This window comes from Micromonospora sp. CPCC 205558 (assembly GCF_036902955.1).
GTDB lineage: Bacteria > Actinomycetota > Actinomycetes > Mycobacteriales > Micromonosporaceae > Micromonospora.
Genome location: NZ_JBAKHR010000023.1, coordinates 79,377 through 104,647, shown reverse-complemented (window position 1 = coordinate 104,647; position 25,271 = coordinate 79,377). Strand labels below are relative to the sequence as shown.

The 25,271-nt window shown below is 72.5% G+C and carries 24 protein-coding genes; 2 read left to right on the top strand and 22 right to left on the bottom strand.

The features are described from left to right. Positions 1-67: 67 nt before the first annotated feature. Genes V6U86_RS23790 through pyrR form a run of 6 tightly spaced genes read right to left on the bottom strand, consistent with a single transcriptional unit; the run spans position 68 to position 8,440 of the window. Positions 68-1,126: a quinone-dependent dihydroorotate dehydrogenase gene (locus tag V6U86_RS23790; protein ID WP_334506624.1), complete on the bottom strand. Its 1,059-nt coding sequence runs from the start codon at positions 1,124-1,126 to the stop codon at positions 68-70. Further along, positions 1,123-4,470 (bottom strand): carbamoyl-phosphate synthase large subunit, encoded by a 3,348-nt coding sequence (carB, locus tag V6U86_RS23785; RefSeq protein WP_334506622.1) that lies wholly within the window; start codon positions 4,468-4,470, stop codon positions 1,123-1,125. The genes V6U86_RS23790 and carB overlap by 4 nt, the downstream gene beginning before the upstream one ends. Then, the gene (gene carA / locus V6U86_RS23780; RefSeq protein ID WP_334506620.1) at positions 4,463-5,662 is read right to left on the bottom strand and encodes a glutamine-hydrolyzing carbamoyl-phosphate synthase small subunit; all 1,200 of its coding nucleotides are present in this window, start codon (positions 5,660-5,662) and stop codon (positions 4,463-4,465) included. The genes carB and carA overlap by 8 nt, the downstream gene beginning before the upstream one ends. Further along, positions 5,659-6,936, bottom strand: coding sequence for a dihydroorotase (locus V6U86_RS23775; protein ID WP_334506618.1), 1,278 nt, complete (start codon positions 6,934-6,936; stop codon positions 5,659-5,661). Before V6U86_RS23775 ends, carA begins: the two co-directional genes overlap by 4 nt. Next, positions 6,933-7,859: an aspartate carbamoyltransferase catalytic subunit gene (locus V6U86_RS23770; protein ID WP_334506616.1), complete on the bottom strand. Its 927-nt coding sequence runs from the start codon at positions 7,857-7,859 to the stop codon at positions 6,933-6,935. The genes V6U86_RS23775 and V6U86_RS23770 overlap by 4 nt, the downstream gene beginning before the upstream one ends. Further along, on the bottom strand, positions 7,856-8,440 hold the full coding sequence (pyrR, locus tag V6U86_RS23765) for a bifunctional pyr operon transcriptional regulator/uracil phosphoribosyltransferase PyrR (protein ID WP_334506614.1): 585 nt from the start codon (positions 8,438-8,440) through the stop codon (positions 7,856-7,858). Before pyrR ends, V6U86_RS23770 begins: the two co-directional genes overlap by 4 nt. Before the next feature lie 288 nt (positions 8,441-8,728). On the opposite strand from pyrR, the gene bldD reads away from it, so the two are divergent. Continuing rightward, positions 8,729-9,217: a transcriptional regulator BldD gene (bldD, locus tag V6U86_RS23760; protein ID WP_334506612.1), complete on the top strand. Its 489-nt coding sequence runs from the start codon at positions 8,729-8,731 to the stop codon at positions 9,215-9,217. 69 nt (positions 9,218-9,286) lie between these two features. Here the strand turns inward: bldD and nusB are convergent, their stop codons facing one another. Genes nusB through V6U86_RS23735 form a run of 5 tightly spaced genes read right to left on the bottom strand, consistent with a single transcriptional unit; the run spans position 9,287 to position 12,875 of the window. Beyond that, positions 9,287-9,697 (bottom strand): transcription antitermination factor NusB, encoded by a 411-nt coding sequence (gene nusB, locus V6U86_RS23755; protein WP_184188983.1) that lies wholly within the window; start codon positions 9,695-9,697, stop codon positions 9,287-9,289. A gap of 23 nt (positions 9,698-9,720) precedes the next feature. After that, entirely contained in the window at positions 9,721-10,278 is a 558-nt protein-coding gene (gene efp / locus V6U86_RS23750) for an elongation factor P (RefSeq protein WP_007458344.1), read from the bottom strand. A gap of 44 nt (positions 10,279-10,322) precedes the next feature. Next, positions 10,323-10,790, bottom strand: coding sequence for a type II 3-dehydroquinate dehydratase (gene aroQ / locus V6U86_RS23745; RefSeq protein WP_334506607.1), 468 nt, complete (start codon positions 10,788-10,790; stop codon positions 10,323-10,325). Beyond that, positions 10,787-11,866: a 3-dehydroquinate synthase gene (gene aroB, locus V6U86_RS23740; protein WP_334506605.1), complete on the bottom strand. Its 1,080-nt coding sequence runs from the start codon at positions 11,864-11,866 to the stop codon at positions 10,787-10,789. The genes aroQ and aroB overlap by 4 nt, the downstream gene beginning before the upstream one ends. A 10-nt stretch (positions 11,867-11,876) precedes the next feature. Next, a complete protein-coding gene (locus tag V6U86_RS23735) occupies positions 11,877-12,875 on the bottom strand; it encodes a helix-turn-helix transcriptional regulator (protein WP_334506603.1) in 999 nt (332 codons plus the stop codon). 79 nt (positions 12,876-12,954) lie between these two features. Here V6U86_RS23735 and V6U86_RS23730 point away from each other — a divergent pair, with 79 nt between their 5' ends. Then, the gene (locus V6U86_RS23730) at positions 12,955-13,683 is read left to right on the top strand and encodes an alpha/beta fold hydrolase (protein WP_334506601.1); all 729 of its coding nucleotides are present in this window, start codon (positions 12,955-12,957) and stop codon (positions 13,681-13,683) included. A 159-nt stretch (positions 13,684-13,842) separates the two neighbouring features. Here V6U86_RS23730 and V6U86_RS23725 read toward each other — a convergent pair whose 3' ends face one another. The 11 genes from V6U86_RS23725 to V6U86_RS23675 form a co-directional block, all read right to left on the bottom strand. Next, positions 13,843-14,346, bottom strand: a complete 504-nt coding sequence (locus V6U86_RS23725; protein ID WP_334506599.1) for a shikimate kinase — start codon at positions 14,344-14,346, stop codon at positions 13,843-13,845. Next, a complete protein-coding gene (gene aroC, locus V6U86_RS23720) occupies positions 14,346-15,524 on the bottom strand; it encodes a chorismate synthase (protein WP_334506597.1) in 1,179 nt (392 codons plus the stop codon). The genes V6U86_RS23725 and aroC overlap by 1 nt, the downstream gene beginning before the upstream one ends. Before the next feature lie 94 nt (positions 15,525-15,618). Next, positions 15,619-16,542 (bottom strand): glycosyltransferase family 2 protein, encoded by a 924-nt coding sequence (locus V6U86_RS23715; RefSeq protein WP_334506595.1) that lies wholly within the window; start codon positions 16,540-16,542, stop codon positions 15,619-15,621. Beyond that, entirely contained in the window at positions 16,539-17,213 is a 675-nt protein-coding gene (locus V6U86_RS23710) for a glycosyltransferase (protein WP_334506593.1), read from the bottom strand. The genes V6U86_RS23715 and V6U86_RS23710 overlap by 4 nt, the downstream gene beginning before the upstream one ends. Next, complete coding sequence (locus V6U86_RS23705; protein WP_030335627.1) at positions 17,210-17,689, bottom strand: polysaccharide biosynthesis protein; 480 nt, start codon at positions 17,687-17,689, stop codon at positions 17,210-17,212. The genes V6U86_RS23710 and V6U86_RS23705 overlap by 4 nt, the downstream gene beginning before the upstream one ends. 215 nt (positions 17,690-17,904) lie before the next feature. After that, positions 17,905-19,167, bottom strand: a complete 1,263-nt coding sequence (locus V6U86_RS23700; RefSeq protein WP_334506590.1) for a hypothetical protein — start codon at positions 19,165-19,167, stop codon at positions 17,905-17,907. Next, positions 19,164-20,066: a sulfotransferase domain-containing protein gene (locus V6U86_RS23695; protein WP_334506698.1), complete on the bottom strand. Its 903-nt coding sequence runs from the start codon at positions 20,064-20,066 to the stop codon at positions 19,164-19,166. Before V6U86_RS23695 ends, V6U86_RS23700 begins: the two co-directional genes overlap by 4 nt. 8 nt (positions 20,067-20,074) lie before the next feature. Continuing rightward, a complete protein-coding gene (locus tag V6U86_RS23690) occupies positions 20,075-21,709 on the bottom strand; it encodes a lipopolysaccharide biosynthesis protein (RefSeq protein WP_334506588.1) in 1,635 nt (544 codons plus the stop codon). Continuing rightward, the gene (locus V6U86_RS23685) at positions 21,706-22,998 is read right to left on the bottom strand and encodes an O-antigen ligase family protein (RefSeq protein WP_442934998.1); all 1,293 of its coding nucleotides are present in this window, start codon (positions 22,996-22,998) and stop codon (positions 21,706-21,708) included. The genes V6U86_RS23690 and V6U86_RS23685 overlap by 4 nt, the downstream gene beginning before the upstream one ends. 68 nt (positions 22,999-23,066) lie before the next feature. Further along, complete coding sequence (locus V6U86_RS23680) at positions 23,067-24,665, bottom strand: lipopolysaccharide biosynthesis protein (protein ID WP_334506586.1); 1,599 nt, start codon at positions 24,663-24,665, stop codon at positions 23,067-23,069. After that, the gene (locus tag V6U86_RS23675) at positions 24,658-25,173 is read right to left on the bottom strand and encodes an acyltransferase (protein ID WP_334506584.1); all 516 of its coding nucleotides are present in this window, start codon (positions 25,171-25,173) and stop codon (positions 24,658-24,660) included. The genes V6U86_RS23680 and V6U86_RS23675 overlap by 8 nt, the downstream gene beginning before the upstream one ends. Between the last annotated feature and the right edge of the window lie 98 nt (positions 25,174-25,271).

Genomic DNA, 25,271 nt, shown 5'->3' with positions numbered 1-25,271 from the left:
CCGCGTGCGGCGGCGGGGCGGAGCATCTCGGCCTCCCCCGCCGCCGCCAACACCGTGTCGCGGGCGGTCACCGACCCGCGACGTGATCCGGAGCCGCTGACGTGGCAGTCGCGCGGGCGGCGGCCCGGGCGGCGGCGCGGACCAGGGCCGGGCCCCGGTAGATGAAGCCGGTGTAGAGCTGCACCAGGGCGGCGCCGGCATCGAACATCCGCGCCGCGTCGTCCGGGTCCAACACACCGCCGACGCCGATGATCGGCAGCCGGCCGTCGGTCTCGGCGTGCACGAAGGCGACCACGTCGCGGGCCCGCGCGGTGAGCGGCCTACCGGAGAGGCCACCGGCCTGCGCGCCACGCTCGACGTCCACGCCGGCGAGCCCGTCGCGAGACAGGGTGGTGTTGGTGGCGATCACCCCGGCGGCGCCCCGGGCCAGGCAGACCTCCAGCAGCTCGGCGATCGCCGCCTCGGTCAGGTCCGGTGCGATCTTGACCAGCACCGGCTTCTCCCCCACCAACGCGCCGAGCAGCGCGTCCAGGTGGGCGCGGTCCTGCAACGACCGCAGGCCCGGGGTGTTCGGTGAGGACACGTTCACGGCGAAGTAGTCACCGTGCCCCCGCAGCGCCCGGTAGGAGGCGAGGTAGTCCTCGACCGCCTCGTCGAGCGGGGTCACCTTGGACTTGCCCAGCGAGATGCCCAGCGGCACCCCGAGCGGGCGCGGCAGCGCCGCCAGCCGGGCGGCCAACGCGGCGGCCCCGGCGTTGTTGAAGCCCATCCGGTTGACAACCGCCTCGCTGGCCGGCAGCCGGAACAGCCGGGGCCGGGGGTTGCCCGGCTGGGCGTGCGCGGTGACAGTGCCGACCTCCACGAAACCGAAGCCGAGCGCCGGCCAGGCCGGCAGAGCCGCGCCGTCCTTGTCCATGCCCGCGGCCAACCCGACCGGGTTGGGGAACCGCACCCCGAACACCGTGCGCGGAGCGTCGACCGCGTACCGGGCCCGCAGCGCGGCGAGCGCGGCCGGGCGTCGCGACAGAGTCGCCAACCGCCGCAACGTCCACTCGTGCGCCGCCTCGGCGTCCCCGCCACCAAGCCGGAACAACCACGGCCGTACCGCCTGCTCGAACAGGGTCACTGGGCCGCCCGCAGGGTGGCGTGCAGGTCCTGCAGGGGACGGACCTGCATGTCGCCGCGGATTCGCGCCTCGATGCCCATGACCGCCGCCGCCGCGCCGGGAACCGTGGTGATGCAGGGAATGTCCGCGGTGACGGCCGCGCTGCGGATCTCGTAGCCGTCGGAGCGGGCACTGGCACCCGAGCCCTGCGGCGTGTTGATCACCAGCGCCACGTGGCCGCCACCGATCAGCGACACCGCGTCGTCGCCCGCGCCGGCCTGGTAGTGCTTACGGATCTGCTCACAGGCGATGCCGTGCCGGCGCAGCACCTCGGCCGTGCCGGCGGTGGCGACGATCTCGAAGCCCAGGTCGGCCAGCCGCTTGATCGGGAAGATCATGCCCCGCTTGTCCCGGTTGGCCACCGAGACGAAGATCTTCCCGGCGGTCGGCAGCGACCCGTACGCGGCCGACTGGCTCTTGGCGAAGGCGTGCCCGAAGTTGGTGTCGATGCCCATCACCTCGCCGGTCGACTTCATCTCCGGCCCCAGCAGCGAGTCGATCCCCTTGCCCGCGCGGGTCCGGAAGCGCTTGAACGGCAGCACCGCCTCCTTGACCGCGACCGGCGCGTCCGCGGGCATGGTGCCTCCGTCCCCCGTCGCCGGCAGCAGACCCTCGGCGCGCAACTCGGCGATGCTCGCCCCGAGCGCGATCCGGGCCGCCGCCTTGGCCAGCGGCACCGCCGTGGCCTTGGAGACGAACGGGACGGTCCGCGACGCGCGCGGGTTGGCCTCCAGCACGTAGAGCACGTCGTCCTTGAGGGCGTACTGCACGTTGAGCAGGCCGCGGACGCCGACACCACGGGCGATGGCCTCGGTGTAGCGGCGGACCTCGACCAGGTGCGAGCCCGCCAGGGTGATCGGCGGGAGCGCGCAGGACGAGTCACCGGAGTGGATGCCGGCTTCCTCGATGTGCTCCATCACGCCGCCGATGTAGACCTCACCGTCGGCGTCGCAGAGCGCGTCCACGTCGATCTCGATGGCGTCGTCGAGGAACCGGTCGACAAGCACCGGGTGGTCCGGGGAGATGTCGGTGGCCCGACCAATGTAGTCGCGCAGCGTCGGGTCGTCGTAGACGATCTCCATGCCCCGACCGCCCAGCACGTACGACGGCCGGACCAGCACCGGGTAGCCGATCTCGTCGGCGATCGCCTTGGCCTCGTCGTACGAGGTGGCCATGCCGTGCGACGGCGCGCGCAGCCCGGCGCGGGCCAGCACGGCGCCGAACGCGCCCCGCTCCTCGGCCAGGTGGATCGACTCCGGCGAGGTGCCGACGATCGGCACACCGGCGTCCTTGAGCCGCTGCGCCAGCCCGAGCGGGGTCTGCCCGCCGAGCTGTACGACCACCCCGACCACGCCCGGCCCGCCGGCCGCCCGGCCGGACGAGTCCTCCGCGTGCCAGACCTCCAGCACGTCCTCGAAGGTCAGCGGCTCGAAGTAGAGGCGGTCGGCGGTGTCGTAGTCGGTGGAGACCGTCTCCGGGTTGCAGTTGACCATCACGGTCTCGTAGCCGGCCGACCGCAACGCCTGCACCGCGTGCACGCAGGAGTAGTCGAACTCGATGCCCTGCCCGATCCGGTTCGGGCCGGAGCCCAGGATCAGCACCTTGGGCCGGTCCGAGGGCACGACCTCGGTCTCCAGGTCGTACGTCGAGTAGTGGTACGGCGTGGTCGCCTCGAACTCGGCCGCGCAGGTGTCCACGGTCTTGTAGACCGGGCGCACGTCGAGGCGGTGCCGCAGGGTCCGTACGCCGTCCTCGGCGGCCAGCTCCGGGCGAAGCGCGGCGAGCTGCCGGTCGGACAGGCCGGCCCGCTTGGCGCGGCGCAGCAGGTCGGCGTCGAGCACCGGCGCGTCGACGATCTCGGCGCGCAGCTCGATCAGCGCGGCGATCTGGTCGAGGAACCACGGGTCGATGCCGCCGGACGCCTCGGCGACCTCGGCGATCGACGCGCCGAGGCGCAGCGCCCGCTCCACCGTGTACAGCCGACCGTCGTGCGGGATGCGCAGCGCGGCCAGGGTGTCCGCGAGCGTGACGCCCTCCGGGTCCGGAATGGTCCAGAAACCAGATGACCGGGTCTCCATCGAGCGCATCGCCTTGTTCAGCGCCTCGGTGAAGTTGCGCCCGAGGCTCATCGCCTCGCCCACCGACTTCATCGTGGTGGTCAGCTCCGGGTCCGCGCCGGGGAACTTCTCGAACGCGAACCGGGGGATCTTGACCACCACGTAGTCGAGCGACGGCTCGAACGCCGCCGGGGTCTTCAGGGTGATGTCGTTGGGGATCTCGTCGAGGGTGTAGCCGATGGCGAGCTTGGCGGCGATCTTCGCGATCGGGAAACCGGTCGCCTTGGAGGCCAGTGCCGAGGACCGCGACACCCGGGGGTTCATCTCGATCACGACGATCCGGCCGTCGACCGGGTTGACCGCGAACTGGATGTTGCAGCCGCCGGTGTCCACCCCGACCTCGCGCAGCACGGCGATGCCCAGGTCACGCAGGCGCTGGTACTCCCGGTCGGTGAGCGTCATCGCCGGGGCGACGGTGACGCTGTCGCCGGTGTGCACACCCATCGGGTCGATGTTCTCGATCGAGCAGACCACCACCACGTTGTCGTGCCGGTCGCGCATCAGCTCAAGCTCGTACTCCTTCCAGCCGAGCACGCTCTCCTCGATGAGCACCTCGTGCACCGGGCTGGCGGAGAGGCCGTCGCCGGCGATGCGGGCCAGGTCCTCCGGGGTGTGCGCCATGCCGGAGCCCAGGCCGCCCATGGTGAACGACGGCCGGATCACCACCGGCAGGCCCAGCTCGGCGACGGTCGCCTCGACCTCGTCCATCGAGTGGCAGACCCGGGAGCGGGGCACCAGCCCGGTCGGGTCCTCGACACCGAGGCGTACGCCGGCCTTCGCCACGATCTCCTTGAACAGCTGCCGGTCCTCGCCGCGGTTGATGGCGTCGATGTTCGCGCCGATCAGCTCCACGCCGTACTTCTCCAGGACACCGCCCTCGTGCAGGGCGACGGCCGTGTTCAGCGCGGTCTGCCCACCGAGGGTCGCGAGGATCGCGTCCGGGCGCTCCTTGGCGATGACCAGTTCCACGAACTCCGGGGTGATCGGCTCGACGTAGGTCGCGTCGGCGAACTCCGGGTCCGTCATGATCGTGGCCGGGTTGGAGTTGACCAGGCTGACTCGGATCCCCTCGCTGCGCAGGACCCGGCAGGCCTGGGTGCCGGAGTAGTCGAACTCGCAGGCCTGCCCGATGACGATCGGCCCGGAGCCGATCACGAGGATGTGCTTGAGGTCGGTCCGCTTAGGCATTGCTGCGCCCCTTGCTGTGGGTCCGACCCTCGATCAAATCGGCGAATCGGTCGAAAAGGTAGTCCGCGTCGTGCGGGCCGGCCGCGGCCTCCGGGTGGTACTGGACGGTGAACGCGGGCAGGTCCACAGCCCGCAGCCCTTCGACCACGTTGTCATTGAGGCAGACGTGCGACACCCGTACGCCACCGAAGTCGGTGTCGATTACCTGGTCGGGGACGACCGCGCCGGCACCCGCGCCCGGCACCCGCACCGCGCCGAGCCGCTGGTCGCGGCCCGACACGTCGACCGCGAAGCCGTGGTTGTGGCTGGTCACCTCGACCTTGCCGGTGGCCCGGTCGAGCACCGGCTGGTTGATGCCCCGGTGGCCGTAGCCCAGCTTGTAGGTGCCGAAGCCGAGCGCCCGACCGAGGATCTGACTGCCGAAGCAGATGCCGAACAGCGGCACCTCCCGCCGCAGCGCCTCCCGGGCCAGCGCCACCGGGGCGTCGGCGGTGCCCGGGTCGCCCGGGCCCGGCGACAGGAAGATCGCGTCGGCGCCGGTGGCGAGCATCTGGTCGATGGTCGACGACGCCGGCAGCACGTGGGTGGTCACCCCGCGGGTGGCCAGCCGGCGCGGCACGTTGCGCTTGATGCCCAGGTCCAGCGCGGCCACCGTGAACCGGTGCTCGCCCAGGGCCTCGACGACGTACGGCTCGGCGGTGCTCACCTCGGCGGACAGGTCCGCGCCGAGCATCTGCGGCGCCTCGCGGACCCGGGTCAGCAGGCTCTGCGGGTCGTTGTCGACGCTGGAGATGCCCACCCGCATGGCGCCCCGCTCGCGCAGGTGCCGGGTCAGCGCCCGGGTGTCCACCCCGCTGATGCCGACGACACCCTCGGTGGCGAGGCGGTCCTCAAGACCGCCGGTCGCCCGCCAGTTCGAGCCGATCCGGGCCGGGTCGCGCACGACGTACCCGGCCACCCAGATCCGGGCGGACTCGTCGTCCTCGCCGTTGACGCCGGTGTTGCCGATGTGCGGCGCGGTCTGCACCACCACCTGACGGTGGTAGGACGGGTCGGTCAGCGTCTCCTGGTAACCGGTCATGCCGGTGTTGAAGACCGCCTCGCCAAAGGTCTCCCCGACGCTGCCGTACGCCTCACCGGGGAAGGTGCGTCCGTCCTCCAGCACCAGGATCGCGGGTCTGCGCTTACTCACTTGACAGCCTTTCCGTCCAGGACCGTCGGCTCGCCGCGCAGGAAGGTCGCCACGATGCGACCTGGCAGCGTCATGCGGGCGTACGGGGTGTTGCGACTGCGACTGGCCAACTCCGCCGGCTCGATGGTGCGGCGGGCGGCCGGGTCGATCAGGGTCAGGTTCGCCGGCACACCCGGCGCGGGGTCGACGCCGTGCCCGGTGAGGCCGGCGATCCGTGCGGGGGTGCGCGACATCCGCTCGGCGATCAGATCCCACTCGGGACCGAGCACGTCCAGCGCGATGGAGAGGGCCGTCTCCAGACCGAGCATGCCCGGCCGGGCGTACGCCCACTCGCACTCCTTGTCCTCCACCGCGTGCGGGGCGTGGTCGGTGGCGATCACGTCGATCACCCCGTCGGCGAGGGCGGCGCGCAGCGCGGTGATGTCCGCGGCCGTCCGCAGCGGCGGGTTGACCTTGAAGACGGGGTCGTAGGTCTCGGCGCGCTCGTCGGTGAGCAGCAGGTGGTGCGGGGTGACCTCGGCGGTGACGCGTACCCCGCGGGCCTTCGCCTGGCGAAGCACCTCGACGCTGCCGGCGGTGGAGACGTGGCAGACGTGCAGTCGGCTGCCCACGTGCTCGGCGAGCAGCACGTCCCGGGCGATGATCGCCTCCTCGGCGACCGCCGGCCAGCCGATCAGGCCGAGGCGGGTGGAGACCTCACCCTCGTGCATCTGGGCGCCCTCGGTGAGCCGGGGCTCCTCGGCGTGCTGGGCGATGATCCCGTCGAACGCCTTGACGTACTCCAGGGCCCGGCGCATCAGCTTCGGGTCGGCGACGCAGTGCCCGTCGTCGGAGAAGATCCGCACCCGGGCCGCCGAGTCGGCCATCGCGCCCAGCTCGGCCAGCCGCTCGCCGGCCAGCCCGACGGTGACCGCGCCGATCGGCTGCACGTCGACCAGGTTGGCTTCCCGGCCGAGCCGCCAGACCTGCTCGACCACACCGGCGGTGTCCGCCACCGGGGAGGTGTTGGCCATCGCACAGACCGCTGTGTAACCGCCGAGCGCCGCCGCCCGGGAACCGGACTCGACGGTCTCGGCGTCCTCCCGACCGGGCTCGCGCAGGTGGGTGTGCAGGTCGACGAGGCCGGGCAGGGCGACCAGGCCGGTGCCGTCGACGACTGTGGCGTCCGGCGCGGTCAGGCCGGGCCCGACCTCGGCGATCACGCCGTCGCGGATCAGCAGGTCGGTCGGCGCGGCGCCGACGACACTCACGCTGGTGATCAGGTACGCGGTCACCGGTTGTTCCCTCCGAGCAGCAGGTAAAGGACAGCCATCCGCACGGAGACCCCGTTGGTGACCTGTTCGACGATGGTGGAGCGGGGCGAGTCGGCGACCTCGGCGGTGATCTCCATCCCCCGGTTCATCGGGCCGGGGTGCATGACGATCGCGTGCTCGGGCAGCCGACGCATCCGCGGCCCGTCCAGCCCGTAGCGGCGGGCGTACTCGCGGGCGGAGGGGAAGTAGGAGTCGTTCATCCGTTCCCGCTGCACCCGCAGCATCATCACCACGTCCACGTTGGGCAGGACGGAGTCGAGGTCGTAGGAGACGTCGGTGCCGGGCGCGAGGGCGCCCGCGATGTCGACCGGGATGAGGGTCGGCGGGCCCACCAGGGTGACCTTGGCACCGAGGGTGGAGAGCAGCAGCACGTTGGAACGGGCGACCCGGGAGTGCAGCACGTCCCCGACCACCGCGACCGACAGGCCGGCGAGCCGGCCCAGCCGGGCCCGCATGGTGTACGCGTCGAGCAGCGCCTGGGTGGGGTGCTCGTGGGTGCCGTCACCGGCGTTCACCACCGAACCGTCCACCCAGTTGGCCAGGCGGTGCGGCGCGCCGGAGGCGGGATGTCGGACGACCACGGCGTCCGCGCCCATGGCCTGCAGGGTCAACGCGGTGTCCTTCAAGCTCTCGCCCTTGGCGACGCTGGACCCCTTGGCGGAAAAGTTGATCACGTCGGCGCTGAGCCGCTTCGCCGCCGCCTCGAAGGAGATCCGGGTACGCGTGGAGTCCTCGTAGAAGAGGTTCACCACGGTCCGGCCCCGCAGCGCGGGAAGCTTCTTGATCTCCCGGCCGGCGACGGTGGCCATCTCGGCGGCGGTGTCGAGGATCTCGGTGGCGGTGTCGGCGTCCAGGTCCCCGCCGGAGAGCAGATGCTTGATCATGAGGTGGTCCCCCCGTAGAGCCTGACCTCGTCCGTTCCGTCGGTCTCGGCGAGCGTCACCCTGACGCTCTCGGCGAGCGACGTCGGGATGTTCTTGCCGACGTAGTCGGCGCGGATCGGCAGCTCCCGGTGACCCCGGTCGACCAGGACGGCGAGTTGCACCGACGCCGGACGGCCCACGTCGTTGAGCGCGTCGAGCGCGGCCCGGACGGTGCGGCCGGAGAAGAGCACGTCGTCGACCAGGATGATCCGTTTGCCGTCGATCCCGCCGGGCGGCAGCTCGGTCGGACCCACCGCGCGGGTGGCATGCCGACGGAGGTCGTCGCGGTACAGCGTGATGTCGAGCACACCGACCGGAACGGCGACGTCCTCGAAGGTGCTGATCCGGTCGGCGAGCCGCCGGGCGAGAGGGGTGCCCCGGGTGGGGATCCCCAGCAGCACCGTGTTCGCGGCGCCCTGGGTCTTCTCCAGGATCTGGTGGGCGATGCGGTCGACCACGCGTTGCACGTCGGCGGTGTCGAGGATCACCTTCACCGAGGGTTGTCGCGGTGGTGACGAGCGGGCAGCCGGTGGGTATGCCACGGCGGACCTCCTTCCCCGCCTCACGGGACGGGTCGTTAAAGGATGTCGGGCACCTCCGGCCGGACAGCTGAGCAGACCTGGGCCGGGGCTTCCGCCACGTTACCAGTGGTCACCGGGGTGATGGACGGCGGCTGCTGACCATCGGGTCAGGCACCGGAAAGGGGGATAACTTCCCGCACGCTCCCCAACGGTAGGGTCACGACCACTTGACCACGTGTCGCATTCCCCGTACCGTCACGCTCCGTAGCGATCGACGGGAGAACCCCGAGCAGCACTGGGAGTGTCCGAATGCCCTCTGAATACGCCAAGTCTCTGGGCGCCCGCCTGCGCTCCATCCGCCAGCAGCAGGGTCTCTCCCTGCAGGGTGTGGAGGAGAAGTCGAATGGGCGGTGGAAGGCCGTGGTGGTCGGCTCGTACGAGCGTGGCGACCGGGCCGTGACGGTGTCCCGTCTGGCCGAGCTGGCCGAGTTCTACCGCGTACCCGTCTCGGAGTTGCTGCCTGACGGCAGTGGCGTCCGTCACGAGCCCACCAGCAAGATTGTCCTGGACCTGGAGCGGCTCTACGACGAGGCCTCCGAGGACCTGGCCTACGTGGCCCGCTACGCCCGCGCCATCCAGCAGCAGCGCGGCGACTACAACGGTCGGGTGCTCTCCATCCGCGCCGACGACCTGCGGGCGCTCGCGATCGTCTACGACGCCTCACCGTCGGGTCTGATCGAGCGGCTCACCGAGCACGGCGTGCTGGTGGCCGACCCCGGGGCGTTCTTCCCCCCCTGAGCTGTCGCAGCATCGAAGGGGCCCGTGCCACCGGGCACGGGCCCTTTCGATGCTGCGGGTGTGTGACGCTCAGCGGGTGGCGTACTCGGCGATCCGGCCGAGCACCCCGTTGAGGAAGCGCGGCGAATCGTCGGTCGACATCTGCCGGGCCAACTCCACCGCCTCGCTGATCGCCACCGCGTCGTCGATCTCGTCGACGTAGAGCAACTCGTAGACGGCGATCCGGGCCAGATTACGGTCCACGACCGGCATCCGCTCCAGCGTCCAACCCTCGGCGTAGCTGGCGATCAGCTCGTCGATCCGGTTGAGGTGCTCGGCAACACCCTCGACCAGGCCCACCGCGTAGCCCAGATGCTCCGGCCGGGGCTGCTCGATCCGCTGCACGTAGCCAGCGAGCACCTCCACCGGAGGCTTGTCCCGTAGGTCGGCCTCGTAGAGGACATCCAGCGCCCGCTTGCGCGCCTTGCGGCGCGCCGGCATCTGCTGCTTGGCGCCCTCAGCCATCAGGCGCGGCCGAGGTAACGGCCGTCGCGGGTGTCGACCTTGATCTTCTCGCCGGTGGTGATGAACAGCGGAACCGGCACGGTGGCGCCGGTCTCCACGGTCGCCGGCTTGGTGCCGCCGGTCGAACGGTCGCCCTGCAGGCCCGGCTCGGTGTAGGTGACCTCCAGCACGACGCTGGTGGGCAGCTCGATGTAGAGCGGCACACCCTCGTGCTGGGCGACGGTCGCCTCCGCCTCGGGCAGCAGGTAGTTGGCTGCCTCACCAACGGTGCCACCGGGCACGGTGATCTGGTCGAAGGTCTCCAGATCCATGAAGACGAAGTCCTCGCCGTCGGCGTACAGGTACTGCATCGTGCGCTTGTCAACGGTCGCGGTCTCGACCTTGGTGCCCGCGTTGAAGGTCTTGTCGACCACCTTCCCGGACAGCACGTTCTTCAGCGTGGTGCGCACGAAGGCACCACCCTTACCGGGCTTGACGTGCTGGAACTCGACGACGGCCCAAAGCTCGCCATCCAGGTTGAGTACCAGGCCGTTTTTGAGGTCGTTGGTGGAGGCCATTTCCTGCCTTGATCATCAATTGGCGGACAGACCCTACGAGTCTACTAGCTGCGTCGAATCGCCCCGTCCCCGCTCGGGGCGGGCTCTCCGCGGGCGGCCAGATGGTGCAGGGCGAGGCGATAGCCGTCGATGCCCAGACCGCAGATCACCCCCGTCGCCACCGCCGACACCACCGAATGGTGCCGGAACTCCTCGCGGGTGTGGATGTTGGAGATGTGCACCTCCACCAGCGGCCCGCGCAGCATCGCGCAGGCGTCCCGCACGGCGTACGAGTAGTGCGACCAGGCGGCCGGGTTGAGCACCACCGCGGCGGCCTCGTCGGCGGCCGTGTGCAGCCAGCCGAGCAGTTCGTGCTCGGCGTCGGTCTGCCGGACCGTCACGTCCAGCCCCAACTCCCGACCGGTGCTCTCGCAGAGCGCCACCAGGTCGGCGTAGGTGGTCGCGCCGTACACGTCGGGCTCACGGGTGCCCAGCCGGCCCAGGTTCGGCCCGTTGAGGACATAGACCTTCACGGGATCACCAGCTCCTGGTAGGCGGCCTCCAGCAACGCGTCGTCCGGGCCCTCCAACATCGCCGGGCGGGCCAGCCCGTCGAGGACCACGAAGCGCAGCCGGCTGCCCCGGGCCTTCTTGTCCACCCGCATCGCGGCCAACAGCTGCGGCCAGGCGTCGGCCGGGTAGCTCACCGGCAGGCCCAGCGCGCTCAACGTGACCCGGTGCCGGTCGGCGGTCGGCGCGTCCAGTCGCCCGGCGCGGCGGGCCAGCGTGGCCGCGTACACCAGACCGACGGCGACGGCGTGACCGTGCCGCCAGCGATAGCCCTCGTTCTGCTCGATGGCGTGGGCCAGGGTGTGACCGTAGTTGAGCACCTCCCGCAGGCCCGACTCGCGCAGGTCGCCGGAGACCACGTCGGCCTTGACCCGGATCGCCCGCTCGATCAGCTCCCGGCTCACCGGCCCACCGGGGTCGGTGGCCGCCGCCGGATCATCCTCGATGAGATCCAGGATCGTCGGGTCGGCGATGAACCCGCACTTGACGACCTCGGCCAACCCGGCCGCCAGGTCGACCGCGGGCAGGCTGTCCAGCGTGGCCAGGTCGGCCAACACCCCGACCGGCGGGTGGAACGCGCCCACCAGGTTCTTGCCGGCGGCCGTGTTGATGCCCGTCTTGCCGCCCACCGCGGCGTCGACCATGCCCAGCAGCGAGGTCGCCACCGGCACCCAGCGCACTCCCCGCAACCAGCAGGCCGCGACGAAGCCGGCCAGGTCGGTCACCGCGCCGCCGCCCACCCCGACCACCGCGTCGGTACGGGTGAAGCCGGTCGCTCCGAGCCGATCCCAGCAGGCGGAGGCCACCTCGATGTGTTTGCCCGACTCGGCGTCGGGCACCTCGATCGGCAGTGGCTCGACGCCGGCGGCGCGCAGCCGCTCGCCGAGCGCGTCCGCGAGGCCCTTGAGCGGAGGCGCGTGCAGCACCGCCACCCGGGTCGCGCCGGGCAGCAGGCCAGGCAGCGCGCCCAGCAGGTCACGTCCCACCAAGACGTCGTACGGCCGCTCGCCGCCGACCGGAATCCGGGTCACCTCGTCCATCGCCGGCAGCCTAGTCCAGCGGACGGCGCGGCGACGGCGGCTGTCCACCTGCTGGCCGGGCAGCCCAGTCCGTCAACCGGCGGGCGTGCTCGGCCACCGCGGCGCGCAGCGCGTCCGGATGCCGCACGGTGAACGGGCAGCCCAGCCCGGCGAGCAGCGCCGCCATCCCGGGCAGGCTCTCGGCCCGCGCCCGCACCAGCACGCCCTGCGTGGTGGCTGTCAACTCAGCCACGCTGGGCGGGATGCGGCGGCGGGCGGCCACCAGGTCGGTCTCCAGCACGACCTCCACCTCGTGCTGGTACGGCACCTCGGCCAGCGACCGGGTCACCCAGGCCACCGCCTCGAAGCCGTCGGGCACGGTGAACGTCGCCACGCCAGGCGTCACCGCGCCGATCCGGTCCAGTCGGAAGGTGCGAACCTCCCCCCGCCGGTGGTCGTGGCCGGTGACATACCAACGGCCGGCGTGGAAGACGAGCCCGTACGGGTCGAGCTCGCGGTGTGACTGTTCGCCGCGCCAGGAGCGGTAGTCCAGCGCGACCCGTTGCCGGTGCCGGGTGGCCGAGGCGAGAGCGAGCAGGGTGCCCGACGCCGGGCCGCGCTCCGCTTCCGGGCGACGCAGGGTGAAGCCCAGATGCTCCTGGACGGCGGCGAGCCGGTCGGCGAGCGCCGCCGGCAGCACCCGGCGGATCTTCGCCAGCGCGGTGGCGGTGGCGGGCTGCTCGGTGGCGAGCCCGACCCGTTCGGCGACGACGAGACCGAGCAGCACGGCCACCGCCTCGTCGTCGGTGAGCATCAGTGGCGGCAGCTTGTAACCGGAGTGCAGCCGGTAGCCGCCGTAGCGACCCCGGTCGGCGGTGACCGGGATGCCCAGCTCGACCAGCGTGGTCGCGTACCGGCGCACGGTCCGCTCGTCCACGCCGAGCTGGCCGGCGAGTTCGGCGGCCGTCGCCCGGTGCCGGGTCTGCAGCAGTTCGAGCAGGGCCAGCACCCGACCAGCGGGATGTGACACGGGCCACTCCTCCAAACCGGGCGGAGAGCGCCCGGATTCGATCGTACGGTCTACCGGTAACCGAGAGAAGGAGCGACAGATGGCGACATTCGTGCTGGTGCCGGGATTCTGGCTGGGCGCCTGGGCGTGGCGGGACGTGACCGCCGCGCTGCGGTCACAGGGGCACGAGGTGTACCCGATGACACTGACCGGGCTGGCCGAGCGCGACCACCTCGCCGGGCCGGAGGTCAACCTGGACACCCACACCACCGACATCGTCCGGCTGATCGAGGTCGAGGAGCTACGCGACGTGCTGCTGGTCGGGCACTCCGGCGGTGGCATGCCGGCCGCCCGGGCCGCCGACCGCATCCCGGACCGGATCGCCCGGGTCGTCTACGTGGAGAGTGGGCCGTTGCCGGACGGCACCGCGCAGTTCGACACGATGCCACCGCAGGAACAGCAGCGGCTGCGCGACGCGATCGGCACCGGGCACCTGCTGCCACCGCCCGCCTGGGACCCGGCCGCCGACCCGACCAACCTCGCCGGCCTCGACGAGCCGACGCTCGCGCTGCTGCGCACCCGGGCCACCCCGCAGCCGCTGCGCACCGCCACCGACCCGGTCCGACGCACCGGTGGCCGCCCGGTGCCGAGCGCGCTGGTCGCCAGCACCTTCCCGCTCGCCGTGGTCCGGCAGATGATCGGCGACGGGCACCCGTTCTTCACCGGCCTGGCCGACAGCCAGCTGCACGAACTGCCCACCGGGCACTGGCCGATGCTCAGCGAGCCGAAGGCCCTGTCCGACGTCCTAGACCTGATAGCCCAAACCTAACCCCGCCCCAGCGCCCCGCCCCTCCCCGCCCCTCCCCGCCCCTCTCCTCCCCGCCCCGCCCCTCCTGCGCCGATCTTGCACTTCCTGTTGCCGAGATGCGGTGAATGCCCCTTAAGTCACAGCAGTAAGTGCAAGATCGGCGCAACAGGCCCCGGGGCGTCAGCGCGGGAGCAGTGCGGCGATCTCCGCGACGACCTGCGCCGGGGCCCGGCCGTCGGTGACCACCGTCTCCGTGGCCACCTCGGCGTAGAGCGGCCGGCGCTGGTCCAGAAGGTGCTTGAGGGTGGCCCGCGGGTTGATCGCCAGCAGCGGCCGGCCGGCGCCGAGCCCGACCCGCTTCACCGCATCGGGCAGCTCGACCGACAGGTGCACCACCCGGTGCCCGATCAGCGCCGCCCGAGTCTCCTCGGCCAGCACCGCGCCGCCGCCGAGGGCGAGCACCCCCGCGCCGGCGGCCAGCGCCGCGGCCACCGCGGCCCGTTCCAGGGTACGGAAGTGCGCCTCACCCTCGTCGATGAAGATCTCCGGGATCGGCTTCCCGGCCATCTGCTCGATGTCGGCGTCGGTGTCGCGGAAGTCCACACCGAGGGTGGCGGCCAACGCCCGCCCGACGGTGGTCTTGCCGCAACCGGGCGCGCCGACCAGCACGACGACCGGTGCCATCAGCGGATGACCAGCGCGTCGAGGTATCCGGCCAGGTTGCGGCGGATCTCGGTGACCGAGTCTCCGCCGAACTTCTCGGTGGCCGCCTCGGCGAGCACCAACGCCACCATCGCCTCGGCGACCACCGCCGCGGCGGGCACCGCGCACACGTCGGAGCGCTGGTTGATCGCGGTGGCGGGCTCGCCGGTGGCGACGTCCACGGTGGAGAGGGCCCGGTTCAGCGACGAGATCGGCTTCATCGCGGCGCGGACCCGCAGCGGCTCACCGGTGGTGATGCCACCTTCCAGCCCGCCGGCCCGGTCGGTGACCCGGCGCACGCCGGTGGCCGACGGAATGATCTCGTCGTGCGCCTCGGAGCCGCGGGATCGGGCCTGCTGCCAGCCGTCGCCGATCTCCACGCCCTTGATCGCCTGAATGGACATCAGCGCGGTGGCCAGCCGGGCGTCGAGCTTGCGATCCCACTGCACGTGGCTGCCCAGCCCTGGTGGCACCCCGTACGCCAGCACCTCGACCACGCCGCCGAGGGTGTCGGCGGCCTTCTTCGCGGCGTCGACCTCGGCGACCATCAGGGCGCTGGCCTCCGGGTCCAGGCAGCGCAGCGGGTCGGCGTCGATCCGGGCGGTGTCGGACGGCGTGGGCCGCAGCCCGGGCTTCGCTGCCACCGGGCCCAACTCGACGACGTGCGAGACGATCTCGATGCCGAGCGCCTGCCGGATCAGCGCCTTGGCGACCGTGCCGACGGCGACCCGGGCGGCCGTCTCCCGGGCGCTGGCGCGCTCCAGGATCGGCCGGGCGTCGGTGTGGCCGTACTTCTGCATGCCGGCCAGGTCCGCGTGGCCCGGTCGGGGGCGGGTCAGTGGGGCGTTGCGGGCCTGCCGGGCCAACTCGTCGGGGTCGACCGGGTCGGCGGCCATCACGGTCTGCCACTTCGGCCACTCGGAGTTGCCGACCCGGATCGCCACCGGGCTGCCCAGGGTGACACCGTGCCGCAGGCCGCCGAGCAGCTCGACCTCGTCCCGCTCGAACGACATCCGGGCACCCCGGCCGTAGCCCAGCCGGCGACGGGCCAGCTCGTCGGCGATCTCGGTGGTGGTCACCTCGATGCCGGCCGGCACCCCCTCCATCATCGCGACGAGGGCGGGACCATGCGATTCACCTGCAGTCAGCCAGCGCAACACAGCGGTCAGTCTGTCACGGCGGGCCACCGGCGCGACGCGCTCCCCGGGGCGTCCCGCCCAGCGGACGCCGCCGCCCGCTCGCGCGGGCGGCGGCTCAGATCCCTCGACCGCGCTTGTGCAGGGTGCGCAGCACCGCGTCGGCCCGAACCACCCGACCGGCGACGGCGAGGGCCAGGTAGGCGCGCGGCTCACGGGGGTTGCTCCGCAGGGTGCGCCGGGCCCAACGCAACGCGCCCCGGCGGTCGCCGGAGGCGGCCTGGGCGAACGCGATCTGCCCGGCCACCCGGGCTTCGCCGGCCGGTTGACTGGCGAACTCCGGATAGCGGCGCAGCAACCACTGCAACGCCTCGGAGATGGTGTCCCAGCGCTGCGCGAAGTACGAGCGCTTGTGCCAGCGGACCAGCACCGACGGCGTCCGCAGGTTGATCAGCGGCGCGCTGCGCGCGGCCCGCAGCAGGAACTCGTAGTCCTCCGCGTAGCTGCCCGGGATCTCCTCGTCGACCAGCCCGAACCCGTCGCGCAGCGCGGTGGCGCGGATCAGGAAGGTCGACGGGTGCAGCTCCGTCATCCGGTCGCGTAACAGGTCGTCCAGGGTGATCCGGTCCTTGTCGAGCACCCGGTCGACGGTGTGCCCGTCGTAGCTGACCCGGATGCCGCAGCAGACGAACTCGGCCGTCGGATCGCCGGCCAGCGCGTCGACCTGGGCGGCCAGCTTGCCGGGCAGCCACTCGTCGTCGTCGTCGCAGAACGCGACCAGCTCGCCCTCGGCCGCGAGGGTGCCGCTGTTGCGCGCCCCGGCCAATCCGGGGGTACGGGAGTTGCGAATCACCCGTACCGCGCGGGCCGGGTCGCTCCCCAGCTCGGTCAGCGACTCGTCCGGCGCGGACTGGTCGAACACCACCACGACCTCGATCGGGCCCGGGTAGTCCTGAGCCAGGATCGCGCGCACGGCGGCCCGCAGCAGCTCGGGGCGGTCCCGGGTGGGCACCACGACGCTGACGCTCGGCTGCTGGGTCATCGAATCTCCTCCGTACCCGGGCGCGGCCGGGACCAGACCCGCCACCGGGGTGGGCGCGGGGTCGAGCGGGCCACCAGGTCGTCGATGATCTGCCCGACCCGGGCCACCGCCGCCCGCTGCGCCTCGTGTGCCTCCGGGTCGGCGGCCACCGCGTACCGGGACGGGTCGGCCGCCCCTGCGGTCAGCGCGTCGTGCAGCGCCTCCCGGGTCTCGCAGAGCGCCACCAGCCCGGCGGCGCCGAGCCGGCGGGCAAAGAGGAGCTGGTGGTTGTCGACGTGCTCACCGCGAGCCGGATCGCGGGGCACCACGATGGGCAGGTGGCCGTGCCGGCGGGCCTCCAGGATGGTCGCCGGACCACCGTGGCAGACCACCAGGTCCGCATCGATCATCGCCTGTTGCAACGCGTCGTGGCCCAGGAACGGCACCGCGCCAGGCAGCTGGGGCGCGCTCGTGTGCCCGTGCTGCACGGTCAGCCCGGTCGGGCCGGCGGCCTGCGCGTGCCACTGCGCCAACCAGTCGACGAGCCGGTCGAAGGGGTGTTTGTCGGTGCCCACCGCGACCAGCAGTCCGAGCTGGGCGACCGGGGAACTGTCGCGCTGGCGCGGCAGGCGGGCCGCCTCGGTGGTCGGCCGGGGTTGCGCACGCCGGGCGGTGCCCGTCTCCCCGGTCACAGCAGCGTCCCGACGACTGTCGCCTCGGGGTACTGCCGACGCTGCTCGTCCCACTGCACGAGCATCGCGGACAGGAACGGCCGGCAGAGCCGAGCGGTCAGCGTCGGGGTGTCGATCCGGTCGTACACCTCGATGTAGACGGTCGGGATGCGCCGCAGCCGGGCCAGCACCACGAACGGCACCGCCACCCCGGCGCCGGTGGTGACCACGGCGGCGACCCGCCGCGCCCGCAACACCCGCCAGGCCAGCAGCGCGTTGCGCAGCAGGTTCGGCACGTTGCGGGTGGTCGGGTGGTGCGCCGGCACCAGGTCCTCGCCGGCCAGCAGCGACACCGCCTCCGGGGTGTCGAAGGTGACCCAGCAGCGCCGCCACCGTTCGTACCAGGGCCGCAAGGCCAGTAGTTGGGCCAGGTGGCCGCCGCTGGAGCCGACCAGCAGCAGCACCGGCGCCCCACTGTCGTCGTTGTTCGTGTCCACGCGACTCCCCACAAGTTCGCTTGGAATTTCAGTTCACGCCAGGCAGAAGCAGATCACACGATTCCCGGTCGTTGAATAGAGCGACCGGCCGAGATGGCGATCTCCCCAGCAGGCGGTGCCAGCACACCGAACGTCCAAAATCCATCGATCGTCATCACCACCTGCGATTTTGTCGTCACTCTGCGACGCGCTCCCACCGCCGCGATTCCTCCGGATCAGCCGCTATGTCTTTTCTCGATGACGTCCAAGAGTGCGGGATGCAGTGCGGCGTTCCAGCCTGCGCCCGCGTCGGCCAGCCGCCAGGTCCGCAACCACATCTCCACCAGGTACGCGTCGGCGACGAGTCGGCGTTGCGCCGCGTCGAGGCCGAGCCGCTCACCGTGGCGGCTCAGATAACCGTCGACGGCCGACGCGGCGACCGCCGCCGGCTCCCCCCGCAACACGAGCGCCCGCTGGAACGCGTCGTGCGCCAGGTCGAAGCCGACCGGCACGTCCGGCCCACTGTGCTCCCAGTCCCAGGCGACCAACCGGCCGGCGTGCCAGCCCAGGTTCCACGGCACCCAGTCGCCATGCCAGTGCCCGAACTCGACGCTGGTGTTGCCGTGCCGGCGGGCCAGCGCGCAGACCGCGGCGACCGCCCGCGCACCGGCCGGCTCGGTAGCGGCGGCCCGGCCGGCCTGATCGACCAGCCGTTGCAGGAAGGCCGAGTCGAGCAGCGGACGAGGTGTGCCCGCCGAGCCGCCGCGCCGGGCGACCGCGAGCAGCGCGGCGATCCGTGGTGGATCGTCCACCGGCACACCGCGTACCGCCGGGGGCAACGGCTCGATCACCGCGACCACCTGGCCCGCCCACGACAGCTCGGTGAGCAGCCTCGGCGGCGTCGGGTGGTCGGCGACGTCGACCACCGCGCGCAACGCCCGCAGCGCCGCCGCCTCTGCGCTGACCAACGCGCGGGTCGCGTCATTCCAGCCGATCTTCGCGTAGCCACGCGGACGCCCGTCGGTGCTGAAGAGTTGCAGGGTGGGCTTGCCGTTCGGGTCGGGTGGGCGGACCCCGAACGCGGCCAGCAGCGGCTTGTCCCCCAGGTCGGCGGCGAGCCGCTCGCTCAGCAGCAGCTCCGCGGCCGGCACCCCGGCCGGCACCGAGACGGTCAACGTCGGGAAGGGAGCGAGCCCCACCCGACCGAACCGGGCGAGCCCGCCGAGCACCGCCCGCAGCGCGCGCACCTTCGGTGGCCGCAGCGCGTTGTACGCCAACAGGGACGCCGCCCCGGCCCGGGGCGCGCCCAACGGCACCAGGAACCGGGCTCGGGCGACCGACGGCACCACCGCGTACCGGGCCACCGCCTGGTGACCGGCCGGCGGGTCGCCCGCCACGGTCAGGCCGACCCGGTCGTCCGGGAAGACCGCGCGGCTCACCCAACCCAGGCCGTCCGCCCGGGACCGCGGGTCGGTGGCGGGGCCCACCCGGGTCGTCACGCCGCCCGGTCCGCCCAGTCGAGGTCCAGCCCGAGCCGCTGGCGCAACGCGTCGTTGTACGGGCGGTAGTAGTCGGTCAGCTCAGCGCGCACCGTCGGCTCCAGTGGTGCCGAGCGCCGATCGTTGTAGACCTTGAAGTTGGGCAGGTCGTACGCCGGCAGACCGAGGAAGTCCAGGGTGCGCCGGTAGGTCGCGCGAGAGTCGCGGTACAGCTCCTCGCTGGGCAGGAAGAGGATCTGCTCGGAGTCGAAGCGCTCCAGCCACGGCTCCAGGTGCTCCAGGTAACGCCCCCGGGCCCGGTACGTGTACCAGTCGTACGGCTCGCTGAACGACTCCGGTTCGGCGATCAACCGCTCCCGTTCCCCCGCCGTGCGCTCCGGCTCGGCCGCCAGCGCGGCGGCGAAGTCCAGAGGTTCGATGCCGTGGGTACGGCGTTCCTTCCAGTGCGAGTACGCCCGCTCGACCGGATCCCGCAGCAGCACGATGAGCTTCACCGTCGGCATCAGCGCGGCGACCCGCTGCGCGGCGAGCGGGTGGAACATGTACAGCGGGGCGGCCTCACCGACCCGGACCGGGCCGCCGTGCCGCTTGGCCAGTGCCTCGCGCTGCCGCTCGGTCGGGAAGTGCGAGCGGTACCAGGCCTCGCCGCGCCCCCAGTGCTCCTCGAAGTAGTGCGCCGACTTGGTGTTCCACGCCGGGAAGAGCCGGGGCACCAACGGGTGCTGGATGAGGTAGTTCCACAGGGAGGTCGTGCCACCCCGTTTGGTCCCGATGATCAGGAAGTCCGGCAGCGGCCGGCGATCGCTGGTGCGAACGCCGTAGTCGACCAGCGACTCCTTCACCCGGGTGGTCATCTGGGTCGGAACCAACTGCTTGACCCGGTCACGGATGGACGCCACGACGGACCTCACCTGCCTCTCGTCGATGCCGTGGTGGGTTCGGCGGCCGCGGCCGCGTCGCCCCCTCCACGGATCTGCCTCATGGTCCCCCGGATACCGGCGCGTACCCGGGGCAACGTCAACATGCCGACGCAGCCGACCAGCAGCACCGCCAGCGCCACCGCGAGGCCGGGCAGACCGCGACCGCCCACCAGCACGCCGGCGCCGGCGGCCAGGCCCACACCGGCGATCGTGGCGACCGCGGCACGCACCATCGCGGCGTCGAACAGTGGCTCCCGAACCACCGACCGGGCGAACCCGGCGGCGGTGAGGTTCTCGGTGGCGATGCCGGCGGCCCAGGCCACCGCAGCGCCCGTCGCGCCGTAGCGCGGGATCAGCCAGAGACCCAGTGAGACGGTCACCGTCAACCCGGCCACGGCGGCGACCAGGTGCAGGCCGCTGCGCCCGCCCATCAGGAGCAGGCTCTGCACGTTGCCCACTCCGGTGTTGACCAACATCGCCAGCGCGAGCACCGTCATCGCCGGCACACCGGCGGTGAACTCCGGCCCGAACAACTGGAGGAAGGCCAGCGCGAAGACCGCCAGCAGCAGGTACACCGGCCAGGACAGCACCAGCCCCCAGGTGGTCAACTGCCGGTGCACGGCCGCCGCCGCGGCCCGCTCGCCCCGCCCGAGCAGTCGGGACAGCTGCGGGGACACCGCCACCCGCAGCCCCTGCATGGCCAACTGACCGGCCAGCACGTACCGGCCGACGGCACCGAACACGCCGGCGTCCGCCGGCCCGGCCAGCACCGAGGTGAGCAGCACTCCCACCCACATGCTGCCGGCGTCGATGGCCGCCGAGGCGGCCCGGGGCAGAGCGAAGCGCCAGAACGTCGACCAGTCGGCGCGGCGCGGACGCAGCGTCGCCCCCCGGCCCAGCCCGAGCGGCCCGGCGACGAGGGTGAGGCAGACCAGCAGCGCCAACGCCGCCGGCACCAACCAGCCGGTCATGCCGGCGAGCAGACCACCACCCGCCAGCGCGGCGGCGCCGACCAGCACCGGCCGGGCGACCGGCAGCAGCAGGAACTGCACCCCGACGTACGCCCGGATGGGCCGTACGCAGCGCAGCGCGGCCAGCAGCAGGGTCATCGCGACCACCACCGGCACCGCGGCGAACGTGACGGTGAGCAGCGCTTCACCGCTCGCGCCGGAGCCGCCCAGCACCCGGGGCGCGAGCGCGTCGGCGGCCAGCACCCCCACGCCGGCGACCAGGAGCCCGGTCAGCAGCGGCGGGATCAGCGCCACCGGCAGTATCCGGGCCGCGTCGCCGCGCACCCCGGCGGTGCGCCGGGGCAGCGCCCACATCAGACCGGTCTCCGCGCCGAGCGTGCAGATCGCGGTGGCCACGGTGACGACCCCGATCGCGGCGAAGAACGCACCCGCGCCGGCCGTGCCGTACCCCCGGGTGATCACGACGGCCAGCACGAACCCGAACAACCCGCTGGTGGCCGCGCCCAACAGTCCGGCCACGCCGCTACGCGCGCTGCGGCGGGTCTCGGCCGAGCCGCCGTCCCCGGCTGACGACGGGGTGGGCTGCTCCGGCGTGAGGGCGGGCGTCCGGCCCTCGTCGGCGCCGGCCGGCGGCCGGGTGGCGGCGGTCATGCGGGCACCGCCGCGGTCGGCGCGGCCGTGGGCGACGACCCGACCAACCGGGTCAACCGTTCGCGTTCGGTCAGCGCCATCGCGAAGGCGACCGCGAAGAACGCGACAGCCAGGTTCTGGTTCGCCATGCCGTAGAACGGGATCTGCACGAGGCAGACCACCGGCACCACCGCCAGCCACTGCCCGGCCGCCGAGGTCGCCCGCGCGCAGATCACCGCGGCGGCGACGAACCACGCCAGGAAACAGATGAGCGCGGGTACGCCATGGCTGAACAGCACCATCCACAACTGCCCCTGGGTGCCGATCGGTGCGGCCGCCGACACGGTGTCGACGTTCACCGGAGCGCCGTAGCCCAACCACGGTGACTCCTGCACCCGGCGGATCACCTCGCTGTAGAGCGAAAGCCGGTCGGTGTTGGTGTCGCTGGAGTCGACCCGCCTGCTGATCAGCTCGGTGATGGGAATGAACAGTGTGGCCAACCCGCCGATCACCACCACCCCGACGATTGACGCGGCCACCCGGACGTTGCCCCGCAGACTGGCCCGCACCCCGAGCACCGCCAGCCCGGCGCCGAGGCTGAGGAACATCGCCCGGTTGAGGGTGAGGAACGCCGGTGCGAGCGACAGCGGCAGCGACGCCAACAACGCCCAGCGCAGCAATCCCTGCCGACGCAGCATCGCGAAGGCCACCACGCAGGGCAGGGTCATGGCGTACGCGCTGCCGTAGTTGTTGGTGTACGCGAACGGCGCGGCCGGCCGGAAGATCGGGTTGAGCGAACGGGCGCTGTATTCCGCGGTGGTGAGGTGCACCATGTCCTGGATGAACGGGGTGCCGGCCACCCCGCCGGGCAGCAGCACCTCCATCGGCGTCGTCATGGCCAGCCGCGGCACCAGCACCCCGAGCCAGCCCAGCGCCACCAGCCCGAACCAGAACGCGCAGAGCGGGGTGAGCACCGCCACCAGGCTGGCGCGTTCCCGGGCTGCGGCGTAGACGTAGACGCCGACCACCAGCGCGGTCAGGTAGAAGGCCAGGCGCAGGGCGAACGTGAGCAGCGAGGCGGGCGACGACAGCTGGGTGGCGCTGACCACCACGATGGCGAGGAAGAACAGCCAGATGCCGACCGCCGGCGGCAGCGGCACCCGCCCCCGGGTGAGCAGCAACGCGAGCAGCAGCGCACCCAGCAGCGGCCAGCCGAGGTAGAACGCACCGAGCAGCCACCAGAGCGGAACCAGGCCGAACATCATCGACAGCGGCCAGAGCGGCAGTTGCGGCGGCGCGGCCGACGGCACCGGCGCGGCCTCCTCCGGAGCGCCTCCGGGGGGTGGTTCGGTCGCCGGGGCGCGGGTCACCGACACGCTCAGGCCCGGCCGTTGCGGGTGAGCACGAAGCCCAGCGGAGTGACCCCGGCGGCGCGCAGCCGCTCCACCAGACGTCGCAGGTCGGTCTGCCGGGTGCGGTCCCGCTCGACGACCACGACCGCGCTGCCCTGCCGGGCCACGGCCACCCCACGCTCGTCGGACTCCGCCGGAGGGGCGTTGAACAGGACGAGGCCGTGATCGGCGCCCTGTCGCCAGGTGCCGAACCGGACACTGCCCATGCCCACGGCAACCTCGTCCGGGGCGACGACGCGGCTGTTCTCCGGGCGGGCGGACGACACCCGCGGCAGCGTCAGCGTGGCGTCCGGGTCGGTGGACGGGCGGGCGCCGGGCGGGTGCGGGGAGGGTCGGCGGGCGGGCGGGCTGTCCGTGGCGGCACCGGCGGCCGGTGTGCCGCCGGACGGCCGGGGCTTGGGCACCAGCGGCCGGGACGGGTCGATGGGCAGCCGTCCCCGGTCGGCGAGCACGCTGGCGCGCAGCCGCTCGATCCGTCCGCTGTCGTCGGCGACGAAGACCTCCCGGCCGTCGACGGCGAGCGCCACCGCGAGGCCGGCGGTGAGCGTGGTGGCGTCCTCCCGGGCGCTGACCAGCGCCACCCGGGCGGGCTGCCGGACCCGCTCGGCGACCGCCATCGCCACGTACCGGATGTCGGCGTCGACCGAGCGGGGGCTGCCCCGGAACGCCGGTCGGCGGACAGTGCCGAGCAACGGAAGGCCGGAGGCCTCCCGGCCGTCGGCGACCGAACGGACCCGCCGGTCGGTCGACTCCCAGAGGTACGCCAGCACGACGCCGATCAGCGCGCCACCGAGCAGGCCGGCGACCAGGTAGAGCGGTCGGTGCCCGGCGGAGGTGACCAGCGCCTTCTCGGCGGTCTGGGTGACCCAGCCGGGGTTGACGTCGACGGCTGCGATCTCGGTACGGGCGGAACTGAGCTGGGTGAGCTGGTTGTTGATCCCGGACAGCTCGGCCACCAGCGCGTCGCCGGCGGCGGTGTCCTTGGCGGTGTTCGCCCGCTTCTGCAACGCGGTCTGCTGGGCGACGACCTTCGTGATGCTCTCGTCGTAGGAGCGCAGCATCTCGGCGCGCTGCTGCTCGTACATGGCCCGGCGCACGCTCAGGTAGGCCTCGGCGGCCAGGTTGGCGCTCTGCACAGCCTGATGCGCATCGCGCGCCTGGTAGGTGAAGCGCAGGATCTGCCCACCGGTGGGCACCTCGACCTCGAGCGCGTCGCGGATGTCGCGCGGCGCACCGCCGGCCGAGTTGGCGAGCCGCTGCACCACCTCCGTGCCGGTGGCGATGCCGCTCTCCACGTTCATGTTGACCGCGCGGTCGGCGCCCGCGCCGCTGGGGGTGAAGGCGTCGGTCACCACCGGCCGGACCGCGACCACGGCGCTCGCGGTCATCGCCGCCGGCACCAGCAGCACGTAACCGAGCGCGGCGAGCAGACCCACCATGGCGACCGCCACCACCAACCGCAACCGGTGCATCGGCACCCGCAGCAGGTCGGTCAGGGTCACCGAACGCGAGGTGCCGGAGGACGGGCCGTCCGTGGGCCAGGTGGCGGGCGCTGCGTCAGTCATGGAACTTCTTCACCGTCTGTTGAGGATTGCCGACGACCACGACGCCGGGTGGGACGTCCGTGCGGACCACCGTCGCCGCGCCGACGACGCTGTCCCGGCCGACCCGCACGCCCTTCAGGACCAGGGCGTGCGCACCGACCCAGACGTTGTCCTCAAGGACGATCGGGGCCCGGGTGAGCGGGCCGGGCGGTGCGTGCCGCTGCTCGGGGGGCAGGTTGTGAAAGTCGTTGTCGAGCAGCTCGCAGTCCGACAGGAGGCACCGGTCCCCCACGGTCACCGACGTCCAGGTGCCGACCCAGGTGGCGTTGAGCAGACAGTCAGCGCCGACGCGTACCTCGCCGGGGCCGGCGAAGCGGACGAGCTTGTTCAACCGGGTGCGGTCACCGATTGTCACCCGTACGCCGCGGCGCAGCCGGATTCGGCCACGGATCTCCACGTCCCGGCCGAGTGTCAACCGCCGGTAGCGGAGTCGGTACCAGCCGCGTTTGACCGCGAAGACCAGACGCACCGCGCGTCTTGTTCGGATGCCAGCGGCGCCGAGCAACGAGCCTCCCCCACGTCGCGGGGCCGGCGGCGGTGGTAGCCGCCACCGGCCCTACGTGAACA

What these genes read in the sequence shown, in the direction of transcription:
- carB (WP_334506622.1), bottom strand. Translation starts at nt 4,470, where the DNA reads ATGCCTAAGCGGACCGACCTCAAGCACATCCTCGTGATCGGCTCCGGG.
- V6U86_RS23770 (WP_334506616.1), bottom strand. Translation starts at nt 7,859, where the DNA reads ATGATCAAGCATCTGCTCTCCGGCGGGGACCTGGACGCCGACACCGCC.
- bldD (WP_334506612.1), top strand. Translation starts at nt 8,729, where the DNA reads ATGCCCTCTGAATACGCCAAGTCTCTGGGCGCCCGCCTGCGCTCCATC.
- nusB (WP_184188983.1), bottom strand. Translation starts at nt 9,697, where the DNA reads ATGCCGGCGCGCCGCAAGGCGCGCAAGCGGGCGCTGGATGTCCTCTAC.
- efp (WP_007458344.1), bottom strand. Translation starts at nt 10,278, where the DNA reads ATGGCCTCCACCAACGACCTCAAAAACGGCCTGGTACTCAACCTGGAT.
- aroB (WP_334506605.1), bottom strand. Translation starts at nt 11,866, where the DNA reads ATGGACGAGGTGACCCGGATTCCGGTCGGCGGCGAGCGGCCGTACGAC.
- V6U86_RS23730 (WP_334506601.1), top strand. Translation starts at nt 12,955, where the DNA reads ATGGCGACATTCGTGCTGGTGCCGGGATTCTGGCTGGGCGCCTGGGCG.
- V6U86_RS23725 (WP_334506599.1), bottom strand. Translation starts at nt 14,346, where the DNA reads ATGGCACCGGTCGTCGTGCTGGTCGGCGCGCCCGGTTGCGGCAAGACC.
- V6U86_RS23715 (WP_334506595.1), bottom strand. Translation starts at nt 16,542, where the DNA reads ATGACCCAGCAGCCGAGCGTCAGCGTCGTGGTGCCCACCCGGGACCGC.
- V6U86_RS23690 (WP_334506588.1), bottom strand. Translation starts at nt 21,709, where the DNA reads ATGACCGCCGCCACCCGGCCGCCGGCCGGCGCCGACGAGGGCCGGACG.
- V6U86_RS23680 (WP_334506586.1), bottom strand. Translation starts at nt 24,665, where the DNA reads ATGACTGACGCAGCGCCCGCCACCTGGCCCACGGACGGCCCGTCCTCC.